The organism is Cerasibacillus sp. JNUCC 74 (assembly GCF_053667775.1).
In genome coordinates this window covers 3,172,364-3,186,772 of sequence record NZ_CM132207.1, presented here as the reverse complement: position 1 = coordinate 3,186,772, position 14,409 = coordinate 3,172,364, and the positions used below count along the sequence as shown (strand labels likewise).

At 35.5% G+C, this 14,409-nt stretch carries 10 protein-coding genes; 9 read left to right on the top strand and 1 reads right to left on the bottom strand.

The features are described from left to right. Positions 1-118: 118 nt before the first annotated feature. Positions 119-2,011 carry a heavy metal translocating P-type ATPase gene (locus JNUCC74_RS14235; RefSeq protein WP_454065850.1) on the bottom strand — a complete coding sequence of 631 codons (1,893 nt, stop codon included), beginning with the start codon at positions 2,009-2,011 and terminating at the stop codon, positions 119-121. 505 nt (positions 2,012-2,516) lie between these two features. On the opposite strand from JNUCC74_RS14235, the gene JNUCC74_RS14230 reads away from it, so the two are divergent. The 9 genes from JNUCC74_RS14230 (at position 2,517) to JNUCC74_RS14190 (ending at position 14,393) form a co-directional block, all read left to right on the top strand. Continuing rightward, entirely contained in the window at positions 2,517-3,392 is an 876-nt protein-coding gene (locus JNUCC74_RS14230) for a transporter substrate-binding domain-containing protein (RefSeq protein ID WP_454065849.1), read from the top strand. A 407-nt stretch (positions 3,393-3,799) separates the two neighbouring features. Continuing rightward, positions 3,800-4,501 (top strand): amino acid ABC transporter permease, encoded by a 702-nt coding sequence (locus JNUCC74_RS14225; protein WP_454065848.1) that lies wholly within the window; start codon positions 3,800-3,802, stop codon positions 4,499-4,501. A 481-nt stretch (positions 4,502-4,982) separates the two neighbouring features. Beyond that, positions 4,983-5,366, top strand: coding sequence for an OsmC family protein (locus JNUCC74_RS14220; protein ID WP_454065847.1), 384 nt, complete (start codon positions 4,983-4,985; stop codon positions 5,364-5,366). A 73-nt stretch (positions 5,367-5,439) separates the two neighbouring features. Beyond that, on the top strand, positions 5,440-6,237 hold the full coding sequence (locus JNUCC74_RS14215; RefSeq protein WP_077318016.1) for a YfkD famly protein: 798 nt from the start codon (positions 5,440-5,442) through the stop codon (positions 6,235-6,237). Between the two features lie 485 nt (positions 6,238-6,722). Continuing rightward, complete coding sequence (locus tag JNUCC74_RS14210; protein ID WP_454065846.1) at positions 6,723-8,033, top strand: Na+/H+ antiporter family protein; 1,311 nt, start codon at positions 6,723-6,725, stop codon at positions 8,031-8,033. A gap of 96 nt (positions 8,034-8,129) precedes the next feature. Next, positions 8,130-8,879 (top strand): delta-lactam-biosynthetic de-N-acetylase, encoded by a 750-nt coding sequence (gene pdaA, locus JNUCC74_RS14205; protein ID WP_454067903.1) that lies wholly within the window; start codon positions 8,130-8,132, stop codon positions 8,877-8,879. Positions 8,880-9,126: 247 nt separating this feature from the next. Then, complete coding sequence (gene mbcS, locus JNUCC74_RS14200) at positions 9,127-10,704, top strand: acyl-CoA synthetase MbcS (RefSeq protein WP_454065845.1); 1,578 nt, start codon at positions 9,127-9,129, stop codon at positions 10,702-10,704. A gap of 316 nt (positions 10,705-11,020) precedes the next feature. Beyond that, positions 11,021-13,159: an ATP-dependent Clp protease ATP-binding subunit gene (locus JNUCC74_RS14195; RefSeq protein WP_077318012.1), complete on the top strand. Its 2,139-nt coding sequence runs from the start codon at positions 11,021-11,023 to the stop codon at positions 13,157-13,159. Between the two features lie 364 nt (positions 13,160-13,523). Next, positions 13,524-14,393: a ComEC/Rec2 family competence protein gene (locus JNUCC74_RS14190; protein WP_454065844.1), complete on the top strand. Its 870-nt coding sequence runs from the start codon at positions 13,524-13,526 to the stop codon at positions 14,391-14,393. Positions 14,394-14,409 lie beyond the last annotated feature (16 nt).

Below are 14,409 nucleotides of genomic sequence, written 5' to 3'. Positions count from 1 at the left end.
CTAACCGAATATATGCGTTTTGTTCTACTATAAGGAAGTATAAAATTTTAGGCTTTATCGTATAAGAAAAACGATTGCTTTCGCCATAAAGACTTGGCGACAAGTCAAGTTTTTTTAATTATTTTAATAATCGTAATCCATTTAGTATAACTAAAATGGTGCTTCCTTCATGTCCGATCACACCTAATGGTAAATCGAGAATTTGTAGGAAGTTGGACGCAATAAGAACGGCTATCACTCCAAGGGAGAAGAAAATATTCTGCTTCACAATTCGATTCATTTTTTTGGATGTTTGGATAGCATTGGTAATTTTAGTAAGGTCATTTTTCATTAACACAACATCAGCCGTTTCTAAGGCAACATCGGTTCCCTCTCCCATCGCTATTCCGATATTCGCCGTAGCTAAAGCTGGGCCGTCATTAATGCCGTCTCCAACCATGGAGACATGTTCATACGCTTCTTTTAGTTTTTTAATATGAACTACCTTTTCATTAGGTAAACAATTAGCTATATAATGTTCAATTCCTGCTTCATCAGCGATCGCTTTTGCGGTAAGCTCATGATCGCCGGTAAGCATAATCGTATGGATTCCTTCCTTTTTTAATAATTGTATTGCTTCAATACTGTCTTTTCTTACAGTATCCTTGAGTGCAAATAAAGCTATTACATGGTCTGCCTTTTTAATGTAAACAATCGTTTTTCCTTCAGAGGCTAGTAATCTTTTAGTCTCGTCAAAGTACTGCTCTTCACCAATATAATCCGGTTTTCCCATTTTCCAAGTTTCGCCATTTACTGTGGTGGTAATTCCATTTCCTGCGATAGTAGAAACTTGTAAGTCCAAATCATCTGTAGCAGTTCCTTCATTTGTACAATAGTTAACAATTGCCTGTGCAAGCGGGTGGGTAGATTCTTGTTCCATGGCCATAGACATCTGTAAAACTTGTTCTTTTTGGTAATCCGGATGAACATGGAAGTCCGTTACTTCCGGTTTTCCTTTTGTTAATGTTCCAGTTTTATCAAATGCTATTGCTTGGATGTGTCCAATATTTTCTACATGAACGCCACCTTTAAATAAAATACCAGATCTTGCACTTTTAGAAATAGCCGATAATGTAGCTGGCATGATCGATGCAACAAGAGCACACGGAGAGGCGACAACGAGCAAAATCATTGCACGATAAATACTTTCTTGCAAACTCCAACTAAAAATTAAATATGGAATAAACATCATCAGCACAACAACGACTAAAACTATTTTTACATAGGCATCTTCAAATCGTTCAATAAAAAGCTGGGCAGGTGATTTTTCTTCTTTGGCCGATTGAATCATTTGAATAATTTGCTGGAATAATGTTTGATTAGCTGGTTTTGTTATTTTTATAGAAATGGACCCGTCCAATGCTACTGTTCCGGCAAATACTTCATTGCTTATCTCTTTTCTCACTGGAATCGATTCACCAGTTATTGCACTTTCGTCAATAGAAGTTGTTCCTTGAACAATTTCACCATCTGCAGGAATCCGTTCACCGGCTCGAACGTAAATAATATCGTTAATCTCCAAGCTGGAAACAGGTACAATTTCTCGTTTATCATTGTTTATTAGCAGTGCTTCTTCAGGCTGTAACTTCATAAGTGAAGATATTTCTTTATTGCTTTTGTTCATGGTATATGTTTCCAATGCACCGGATAGAGCGAAAATAAAGATTAAAACAGCGCCTTCAGTCCAATAACCGATAGCAGCCGAGCCTATCGCTGCAAAAATCATCAACATTTCCACATTCAGTTCTTTATTGCGTATCGTTTCTGTTATTCCTTCTTTAGCTTTCGCATAGCCTCCGATGACAAAGGCGATAAGATGGAGGATGATCCAAAGCGTTTCCGAAAGATAATCTGCTAGTGACCAGGTGATTAAGATAAGTAATCCACTTAATAATGCAGCAATTAGTTCTCTGTGTTCAACAACTTTTTTGATGAAAATAGAATTACGTTGACTACTCGTATTTTCTGACATACATTGCATCTCCTATCAATAATACTATTATCTCAATTAAGGTACCGTAGTTCACCGTGTAGCATTCTATGCTATATAAAGCAGGAAACGAACCTTAAATATCTGCATAATTAGGTCAACATCAACAGATAAGCTTGTTGAATTACATCCACGTAATAAAAGATTTTTCTTTTTTAGACAAGAAAAACTTCGACAACGACATATTGCAATTTTTCAAGGATACTCGAGATTTTATTTTTTGTTCTATTTCTTATCAGTAGGGGATGAAGGAAAAGCCCTCGCTGAATGTAGTTCCGCAATATTCTTTGTCTTGCTTCTTATACATGCTATGATAAAATCTTCTTTACTATAATTTATAATAGTTATTATTTAATATATATTATTATGTTATCATTATAACGAATAAAGTCAAGGAAATTTATATATCTATTTTAATTTTAATTATTAAAAGCAATCTGTTACAATCCTTAATGTACTTATTATTATAACAGGAAGAGTGATGAATATGAATTTCTTAAAGCAGGTGTCATTATTTATTATTATTTTGGTTTTATTGGCTGCATGTTCTAACACTAAGAATAATGAGAATAGCCAAAAAGACAAAGGGGGAACAGATAGTAAATGGGCGGAAATACAAAAAAAGGGGGAGCTCGTTGTTGGTACTTCAGGAACACTAATCGCAGCTTCCTATTATGATAATGAAGAAAAAAAAGAACAATTAACTGGCTATGATGTTGAAGTGATGAAGGAAATAGCGCAGCGTCTTGATTTAAAAATTTCCTTTGAAATCATGGGAATTGACAGCATGCTCCCAGCTGTGAAAAGCGGAAGAATAGATGTAGCTGCTAATGATATTGAAGCTACAGATAAACGAAAAGAATCCTTTAATTTTAGTGAACCGTATAAATATTCATATTCCACAATGGTTGTACGGAAAAAAGATAATTCAGGAATTAAATCACTGGAAGATTTAAAAGGTAAAAAAGCTGGTGGAGGTGCAACTACTATTTATAGTCAAATTGCTGAGCATTTTGGTGCTAAAGTTATAACTTATGGTAATGCACCTAATGAAGCATATTTACGTGATGTGCATAATGGACGAACGGACGTTGTTGTTAATGACTATTATTTATCCAAATTTGGTGTAGCAGGATTTCCTGAATTTGATATTCACTTGCACCCAAACTTAAAATTCCATCCGACGGAACAAGCTATCGTCATTCCTAAAGGTGCAGACAAGCTAACTGAAGAAATTAACAAAGCATTAACAAAAATGCGTAAAGATGGTACGCTATCCAAGCTTGCTAAAAAGTTTTATCAAGAGGATGCGTCACAAAAGCCTAAAGGTGAAATTCAAGAAATAGAAGGAATCGATTTATAAAAAATTTATCCCGCATGTAAGGTGCCGTAATACTCCCACTTTAAGAGTGTAGGCAATACGAAGAAGTCAAAGTGAGAAAACGGCACCTAAATGCCCGATTCGTTCATCTAACATTTCTTGGTAAAAGCCCCAAGAAATGAAGTTTCACTTTATCCCGCATGTAAGGTGCCGTAATACTCCCACTTTAAGAGTGTAGGCAATACGAAGAAGTCAAAGTGAGAAAACGGCACCTAAATGCCCGATTCGTTTAACTAACATTCCGTGTAAAAAGCGTTTCACGGAATGAAGTTTCACTTTATCCTTAAAAGCCGTTTCAATTGGCTATAAAGAATCTTTGCAAGCCGTCGTCACTTAAAAAAATCGAGATGTTAAACCGGTGATAAAGCATTAGTAAACCTAGGGGAGATATGATGGCTATTAAGAATATTGATTTAAGTAATTTGTTTAGTGTACAATTAGCAATTGAAAATTTTCCATTTGTAATAAGTGGTTTACCGATGACATTGCTTATTTCCGTTGTTGGTATGTTAATGGGTTTAATACTGGGATTAGTTCTAGCTTTAGCTAGAAGCTCAAGATGGATTATTTTACGGTGGCCAGCACGAGTGTACATTTCATTTATGCGTGGAACACCGATGCTCGTTTTTCTGTTTATCCTTTATTTCGGACTGCCGGTTATTCGGGTTGAATTGACAGCGATAACCGCTGCTTGCTTAGGGTTTGGGTTAAATAGTGCAGCTTATATTGCAGAGATTAATCGTGCTTCTTTAAACAGTATTGATAAAGGACAATGGGAGTCTGCCAAAGCATTAAATTTAACTTATTGGCAAACATTGCGAAAAGTGATATTACCTCAAGCAACGAGAATTGCTATTCCTCCATTAACGAATGTATTTATGGATCTGGTCAAGGCTACTTCGTTAGCAGCTGTAATTACTGTTCCAGAGCTTTTTCAGAAAGCGCAAATTGTTGGTGGAAGAGAATTTGATGTCATGACGATGTATATACTTGTAGCTTTAATCTATTGGCCCATTTGTATACTTATTTCGTTTGTTCAAGACCGCCTAGAAGCTCATTATAGTAAGTTCGTTACAGCTAGTGGCATTTAAATTTGCTTTAGTATCTATTAAGTGCAATATATTCCTTCCAAGCAAATGAGTAGTTATAAACTCAGTTTGCTTATGGTTACTTTTTTCATTAGACAGACCTTCTTTGTTTTTATCCCGCATGTAAGGTGCCGTAATACTCCCACTTCAAGAGCCTTGAGTTGATACAAAAGGGTCTAAGTGGTAGAAAACGGCACCTAAATGCCCGATTCGTTCAAGCTAACATTCAGTAGGAGATGGAAGAAAACTCCTACTGAATGAAGTTTCACTTTATCTCACATTAAAAGATTTCTACTTCAATTGTTATCGAAGGATGCAGAGACAAGCCCCACTGAATGAGGTTTTAGGCTTTTATGGAGTAAAGGTAACAAATGATCCCAATTTTTAAAAAGCATTTTAACAGGCTAATTACTGGGAAGGGTGCGGTAAAATCGTTTATGATAGTACAAAGATAAGCATGCTTTAATGAATGGAGGAATAGATAATGGAGTTCGACTTAAGGGAGCACGGTTTTAAAACGGATTTAGAGTATGGGCAACTTGATATTTCTGGGAATGCCCAATTTGGTTTCCGCCCTTATCAACTAATGGTAGCATCGATTGCCAGCTGCAGTGGATCTGTGTTTCGAAAAATCCTCGATAAACAGCGTATTCAAATAGAGGATATGCGAATAAAAGCAAATATTGTTAGGAATGAAGATGAAGCAAATAGAATTGAAAAAATAACCTTGCTTTTTACGATAAAAGGTCATCAATTAGATGAAGGAAAGTTATCTAAAAGTTTAAAGATTGCACGAAAAAATTGTTCTATGATTCGCTCAGTAGAAAATAGTATTCAAATTGAAGAGAAAATAGAGGTAATAGAGTAAAACAGCTAATATTTTCAAGGTATAAAATTCATATGTCAGAAAGAAACTAAAGAAAAAAGAAAGGGTTTGACATATGAATAAACGAAGTCAATTATACTTCTTCATCATGGTAATCTTGCTTGCTTCCGTTTTTTCAATGAATAGTATAAGCGCAGCAAAGAATAAAAAGGAGTCCTTTGAGATTCCCAATCATGTGTTGAATATCTCGAAAGATAATACATTCCCTAATTCGACAGAGGATGAAGAGGTTATTGAGCCTAGTGAACTTACAAAAGAATTAATGGACGATCTAAAAATTAAAATTGAAAATCCCGTACTAATTAAGATGTTAAATGAGACTAGTTTAAATCCTTCACCTATCGCTATTGGATATCGAGGAATGGTCTATTTAGGACGGTGGCCATTAAATTATGAGTCGTTAGAAACAACAATTAATTGGGAATATCAAGAGATCAATAAAAATGAGCTTAATAATATAAGTGGGGATGAACAGCAAGAGTTGAATTATGTACAGCAAGAGCAAAAAGAGGTGAAGGGTGCGTTAACCAATAAAATTAACGATCCCTCTGATGTGAAAAAGATGATGCTGTTAAAATCGAAAGAAAAAACAAAACTGCCTCTTTCCTATGAGACCGTTATTGGTAAAAATACGAAAAAAGATAATACGTATAAAGTACCTGTTGATAAAACTGCTGTACTATCTTCCTATGCGCCGGCAGTGAACGAAAAAGGTCAGGTTACTTTTGGGGAAGTCTATTTGCAGCTGAAGGGATCGAAAAAATCTATCGTCATTAAAAATGTTACGAAGCAAGGTATAGGAGCATGGATACCTATTCAAGATCATGTGTCATTTTCCTATCGTTTGAAATAATTTTTTCTGGCGGTAGCAACAACATTGACTTTATCCCACATGTAAGGCGTCGTAATACTCCCTCTTCAAGAGTTAAAGGGACACAGAGAAGTCAAAGTGGTAGAAAACGGCACCTAAATGCCCGATTGGTTTAAGGGCCTTTAGGTCATACCCTTGTAATACTAACATTTCGTGTAAAAAGCGTTCCACGGAATGAAGTTTTACTTTATTTAATTCGCATCTAAGATTGCATTAGGATTTTTCTTCGAGAGAAAAGCACTTTTTGAATGAAGTTACACTGTATTTACTTCTCATTTATTTGTATACATTCGATGATCAAGGCGATGTTTAAGCTACCGATAACTTCGGTAGCTTAATTAAATATGAATATTTTCTTGTAACAAAAAATAATCTGAAGTAAAAGAAAATGAAAATAAAGGTTGATTTTTTCTCTTTAATACTTTATCATGATAAAGTATTAAAGAGAAGGAAAGTGGGGAACAAGCATGGAATGGGTTGTTGTTATATCTGTTCTTATGATGACAATATTAAGTTTATTACGTGTTAACGTTATTATTGCAATTATTGCTGCAGCAATAACAGCGGGTTTATTATCAGGTTTAAATTTAGTAGAGTCTGTCGACTTATTAGTTAGTGGAATGGGCGGTGGAGCGAATACAGCCCTTAGTTATATCCTATTAGGAGCTTTTGCTGTAGCCATTAGTTATACAGGAATCACATCTTTATTAGTAAATTTTTTAATCCGAGTTTTAACTGGTAAAAAGACGATGATGGTATTAGTAATTGCTGGTGTAGCCTCCTTGTCTCAAAATTTAATCCCTGTGCATATTGCATTTATCCCAATATTAATTCCACCATTATTAACCTTATTTGATAAAATGCGATTAGATCGTCGGGCAGTTGCAGCTGCACTAACTTTTGGAGTAAAGGCGCCTTATATTCTCATTCCAGCGGGCTTTGGTTTAATTTTTCATGAAACTATTGTAGAAGGGATGAATCAAAATGGTGCGAGTGTTACGGTTAGTGAATCAGCTTTATCTATGCTCATCCCTGGATCAGGAATGATTGTAGGTTTATTAATAGCAGTTTTATTCACGTATCGAAAAGATCGACTCTATCCAGGAAGTACGGAAAATGTTCAAGATATAGCAGCTGAAGAGATAGAACAAAGCACAGTGTTTACCAAACAGCACTTTTTTACGCTTGTAGCGATAACCGCTGCCTTAGTAATTCAAATTATCACGCAAAATTTAGTTGTCGGCGCATTAACAGGCCTTGTTTTAATGTTTGCTTTTTCGACGGTTCCGTTCAGTAAAGGTGATAAGGTTGTAACCGAAGGCATCGGAATGATGGGTACGATCGCTTTTGTTATGTTGATTGCTTCAGGGTATGGACATATTTTGACAGAAACTGGTGCGGTAAATGCTTTAGTAGAAGCAACATCGGGCTTTTTGGGCGAAAACAAGCCATTGATTGCATTTATTCTATTGTTAGTTGGTTTAATCGTAACAATTGGTATCGGTTCTTCTTTTGGAACGATTCCAATTCTAGCATCATTATATGTACCTATTTGCTTGGCAGCAGGATTTTCTCCAATAGCTACAGCAGCTTTAATAGGAACAGCTGGTGCATTAGGTGATGCAGGTTCTCCTGCGTCTGATAGCACCCTTGGACCGACTTCAGGGCTAAATGCAGATGGAAACCATCACCATATTTGGGATACGGTAGTTCCAACGTTTATTCATTATAATATACCATTATTTTTATTTGGTTGGGTTGCAGCAATTATTTTGTAGGAATAAAAATCAAGCAAACGGAACATAGTAAAACCAAAAAACAGGTGATCAATTGTGAAAAAAATTAATGTTTGTTTCGTACTTGTTTGGTTTACTATTTCCGTTATTCTTATTCCGTCTGTAGCTGCCAGTGGCTATGGTTGGGGATATAGCAGAAATAACAATCACGAGATTCCGGATATAGGAAAATATAAAACGATGTTAGACGCTTATGGTTCTTATTATGTAGATGATTCAGGTGAAAAAAATGTATATTTAACATTTGATAATGGTTATGAACAAGGATATACAGCCGATATTCTTCATGTATTAAAAAAACATGGTGTTCCTGCAACTTTTTTCGTTACTGGACATTATGTGAAAAGTGAACCAGATTTAGTTAAGCGAATGGTAGATGAAGGACATATTATCGGGAATCACTCTTATCATCATCCGGATTTTTCAATAATGACAAGAGCAAGTATTAAACAGGAATTAGAAGATTTACAAGCTGCAGTTGCTGAGGTTTCTGATCAAAAAGATATGAAATATTTGCGTCCACCAAGAGGAATGTTCAGTAAAAAAACACTAAAGTGGGCTAATGAATTAGGGTACATTCATGTATTTTGGTCTTTAGCGTTTAAGGATTGGGAGACAAATAAACAAAAAGGATGGAAGTATGCTTATGAACAGACAATGAAGCAAATTCATCCAGGAGCGATTATTTTACTGCACACTGTTTCGTCTGATAATGCTCAAGCTTTAGATAAAATCATTAAAGAATTGAAAAAGCAAGGTTATACCTTTAAAAGTTTAGATGATCTTGTTTTAAAAGACCAATTACCTGAACCGATTTACGGCTACTAGAGGAAGGTAAGGCACTTTCTTGTCTTATAAAAGGTTGAAAATACAACTCGAGTCTTTAATCTTCTAGGGGTATCTTGTTAAGCTTTCCATTTGCAACAAATAGTTGCCACTTAAACTTATCAAATACTTCGATTGGAACTTACGCTCTTAAGGAAAATAAAGTTTTTTCTTTAAGGGCGTTTTAATTATTAAGTTATTTAAAATTTTCCCAACTTTTGATATAATTTTAAAAAAGGAGTGGATGAGATTGAATAGAGAGGCATTAATTGCTCCGGATCATTATAATATCGCGATGGAAATGGAGCGCCATGCACAAGATCCAGAAAAACTAGCCTTAATTATGGAAGATCATTCAGGAGATACTCACACACTTACATATAGGGAACTTATAAAAAGGGCAAATCAAATTGGAAACGTTTTCCTTGATGGCGGATTGAAAAAAGGAGATAAAATTTTAGTCATGTTACCGCGCTTATTAGCAGCTTATGAAGTATATTTAGCAGCACTGAAAACCGGTATTATTATTATTCCAAGTTCTGAGATGTTACGGACAAAGGACTTACAATATCGTATTACACATGGCGGAGTTAGCGGGGTTGTCAGCTATTATCCTTATGTTGATCAATTTACTGGTATTCAAGAATACAGTCAGCTGATTAAATTTGTGATTGGAAAGCCTGAAGATGACTGGTTTTATTTGGATGGACTAATAGACGATGCTAGTAATCGTTTAGAAATTGTTTCTACTAGTAAAGATGATATTGCTTTTTTGCCATACACATCCGGAACAACTGGTAATCCAAAAGGTGTTGTACATACTCATGGCTGGGGATATGCCCATTTTAAAATTGCAGCTCATCATTGGTTGGCGATTAACGAGGGAGATCGAGTTTGGGCGACAGCCAGCCCGGGCTGGCAAAAATGGGTGTGGAGCCCATTTCTTTCTGTCCTTGGTTCTGGAGCAACCGGGTTTGTCTATAACGGAAAATTTAGTGCCAATAGACACTTACAATTACTAGCTGATTACCAGATTAATGTACTCTGTAGTACACCTACAGAATATCGGATGATGGCAAAAGCTGATAACCTTGATAAGTATCAATTACCCGCATTGCATAGCGCTGTTTCAGCTGGCGAACCATTAAATGTTGAAGTCATTAATACATTTAAACGGTATTTTAATATAACGGTTCGTGATGGTTATGGCCAGACAGAAAATACATTATTACTTGGATTTTTAAAAGATATGGAAGTGAAACCTGGATCTATGGGAAAACCAACACCAGGTAATGAGGTCGATATTATTGACGAAGATGGCAAGCTCGTTGCTTTGGGTGAAGTAGGTGACATTGCTGTAAAACTTGATTGTCCTGCCCTTTTTAAAGAATATTATAAGGATACCGAACGTACTAAGAGATCAAGGAGAGGAGACTATTATATTACTGGTGACCAAGCTTATAAGGATAAAGACGGTTACTTTTGGTTTGAAGGAAGAAGGGATGATATTATCATTAGCTCCGGTTATACAATAGGTCCATTTGAAGTGGAAGATGCGCTTGTAAAGCATCCGGTGGTTCAAGAATGTGCAGTAATTGCGACTCCAGATGAAATACGTGGAAATATTGTGAAGGCTTTCATTGTTCTAAAAGAAGGAGTTCAACCAACGGATGACTTAATAACCGAGCTGCAAAATCATGTAAAAGCAATGACAGGCCCCTATAAATATCCAAGAAAAATTGAGTTCATTCATGAACTGCCGAAAACGCCCTCGGGAAAAACGCGTAGAGTCATATTACGACAACAAGAACAATTAAAAAGGAAGTAGATTAGAAACAGAAAGTCAGTTCAGACTTTCTGTTTTAACTTTTAAAAAGAGGGAAACATGAATAATAAAGAGGTATAAATTGGTTTATAAGCATAAAGTTAACGTGTTATCTTTCGTTCGCTTCAAGTCGAAAAGTTTCTTGGAATGATGAAGTTCACTTTATTGCAAATAGGTATTTATCATAAAAATTTTTAAAAAAATTGTGCATCCCTCTTGAAAGTCAAATAAGGTCAGAGTATAATAAGAATCGAAAGGTCAAATATAGTCAAAGTCAAATATTGAGATAAATAAAAGAAAAAATAAAGGAGGAAAGAAAATGCTTTGTCAAAACTGTAAAAAGAACGAAGCGAATATTAATGTAGCTATGCAAATTAACAACCAACAAATGCAAATGCATTTGTGTAGAGAGTGCTTCCGTAAACTTCAAGGGCAAATGATGAATTCAAATGATTTCTTTTCCTATTCGCCATTCAATAATGCATTCGGAGCATTTTCTGCATCTGGAAACGAAAATGGCTCTCCCAAAATGGGAACACGGACAAAACAACAAAACGGGTATCAAGGTAATGGGCTTCTTGATCAGCTAGGTAAAAACTTATCCCACGAAGCAAGATCTGGAGCAATTGATCCTGTAATTGGTCGAGATAATGAAGTAAAACGTGTTATTGAAACATTGAACCGCAGAAATAAAAATAACCCGGTATTAATTGGTGAACCTGGTGTAGGTAAAACAGCAATAGCGGAAGGACTAGCCTTGAAAATTGCTGAAGGTGATGTTCCTACTAAACTGCTTAATAAAGAAATTTACACACTTGATGTAGCATCACTAGTAGCGAATACTGGAATTCGCGGACAATTTGAAGAACGGATGAAACAATTAATTCAGGAATTACAAGAACGCCAAGATGTTATTTTATTTGTTGACGAAATTCATTTAATTGTAGGAGCTGGAACAGCAGAAAGTTCACAAATGGATGCTGGAAACATACTTAAACCAGCGCTTGCAAGAGGAGACATTCAATTAATTGGAGCGACGACCCTAAAAGAATACCGTCAAATTGAAAAAGATGCTGCTCTTGAACGACGACTACAACCAATCATTGTTGAAGAACCAACACCTGAAGAAGCCGTTCAGATTCTACAAGGAATAAAAGACCGTTATGAGAAATTTCATGAGGTGCGTTATTCTGATGAAGCTATTGAAGCTTGTGTGAACTTGTCAAAACGATATATCCAAGATCGTTATTTACCAGATAAAGCGATTGATTTAATGGATGAAGTTGGTTCCCGGTTAAACCTAGCTAATTCATCTAAGGATTCTGAGTCTATTCGTCAACGCTTAGAGGAAATTACGAAAGAAAAAGAAGCAGCAGCAGAGCGTGAAGATTATGAACGCGCTGCTCACTTACGTTATCAAGAAATACAATTACAAAAACAATTGGAAAAAGCAAAAGGAGAAGAGCAAGTTATTGATGTAGATATTTCAGATATTCAATTAATTGTAGAAGAAAAAACAGGAATTCCTGTAACGAAACTACAAGCCGATGAACAAGAAAAAATGAAAAATCTTGCTAAAAACCTAGGAGCTAAAGTAATTGGGCAAAAAGAAGCAGTAGATAAGGTGGCAAAAGCGATTCGCCGTAGCAGAGCAGGCTTAAAGTCGAAAGAACGTCCAATTGGATCATTTCTATTTGTTGGTCCAACAGGGGTTGGAAAAACAGAATTGACAAAAGTGCTTGCTGAAGAACTATTTGGTTCAAGAGATTCACTCATCCGACTTGATATGAGTGAATATATGGAAAAACATGCCGTTTCTAAAATTATTGGTTCCCCTCCAGGCTATGTAGGACATGAGGAAGCTGGTCAATTAACAGAAAAAGTGCGTAGAAATCCTTACTCCATCATCTTGCTTGATGAAATTGAAAAGGCACACCCAGATGTTCAAAACATGTTTCTACAAATTATGGAGGACGGTCATTTAACAGATTCACAAGGAAGAACTGTCAGCTTCAAAGACACAGTAATCATCATGACAAGTAACGCTGGAACAGGGGTTAAATCAGTAAATGTAGGATTTAATCAAGATGCACATGAATCTGTTTCCACATTAGAGAACTTAAGTGATTACTTCAAACCAGAATTCTTAAACCGCTTTGATGCGATTATTGAATTTAATGAGTTGACGAAAGAAAACTTGTTGGAAATTGTTGATCTAATGCTCCATGAACTACAGGAGACAATTGCAGAACATGAAATTTCTATCACTATAACAGATGAAGCAAAGCAAAAATTGGTAGAGCTAGGTTATGATCCACGTTTTGGTGCACGACCTTTGCGTAGGGTAATACAAGATAAAATTGAAGATCAATTAACAGATCTTATTTTAGAAAATGAGGACGTGAAAAATGTTCACGTAGACGTTGTAGATAATGAAATTGTCGTAAAACAAGCATAAAATATGATGATAGAAATAGCATGAGTTCGGTTTAGAAGCGGGCTCATGCTTTTTTTATGCTTGGGAAAAAATTTGAACAAATAAAAAGCATAGAAGTGATTCGACATTGTAAAATTGAAACTTTACATAAAACCGAAGCCTAGAACAGAGTTTTTTTATTTGCACTGTGATACAAGAGAATTTGCCATCTACTAAAGAGTTCAATGTTTGGCGGGTGTCAACTTTAGTTTTTACATTGATATTATTTATCCCGCATTAAGGTGCCGTAATACTCCCAAAAACTTACTACTTCATTATTTCATAATTTCATGCGATTAGATAGAAAATAATTGTATCTTTAGCATGGAAAAAGGATGTATGGATGATGAACAAGATTCGGATGTTCTTAGGTTTAACGGTACTTGTGTTTTACTTTTGTATAAATGATTATCCTATACATAGTGATGAAATTTCAGATATGCAAGTGCATTTTATTGATGTTGGGCAAGGGGACAGCATATTGATTAAAACGCCGCATAATAAGCATATTTTAATTGATGGGGGACCACCAGGTGCTGGAAAAAAAGTAGTTGCTTATTTACGTAAACATCGGGTTGAGACCATTGAATTGTTAATTGCGACACATCCGGATATTGATCATATTGGCGGACTTGTTACAGTTTTGAAGCAAGTGAATGTGGAAAGAATATTAGACTCTGGGAAGCTGCATACAACAAGACATTATGCAAAATATATTCAGCAAATCCAGAAACAAAAAATACCGGTGAAAATCGCTGAACAAGATAAAAAAATTAATATAGATCCACTGCTTGATATTGAAGTACTTAACACGTACAAGAAATTTAGGACTAATAACCAATCCTCGATTGCTTTAAAAGTGACCTATAAAGAAGTTGATTTTTTGTTCATGGCAGATGTAGAAATTCAACAAGAAAGACAAATAATGAAGAAAATTAAGGCTGATACAGAAATACTCAAGGTGGCGCACCACGGTTCCAACACAAGTACGTCTTTAGCTTTTTTACGAGAAATTAAACCGGATGAAGCGATTTTAACGTATAGCAAAAATAATCATTATGGTCATCCTGTAAAACGTGTCGTAAAAAATTTATACAAAGTGAAGGCAAATATTTATTCTACTGCTGCTTTAGGAAATATTGTTATTCGTACAAATGGGGAAACATATCTAGTTATTCCAGAAAAAGAGCCACTTGATTCCTTATATGCTAATTGATATTTACAAATATATA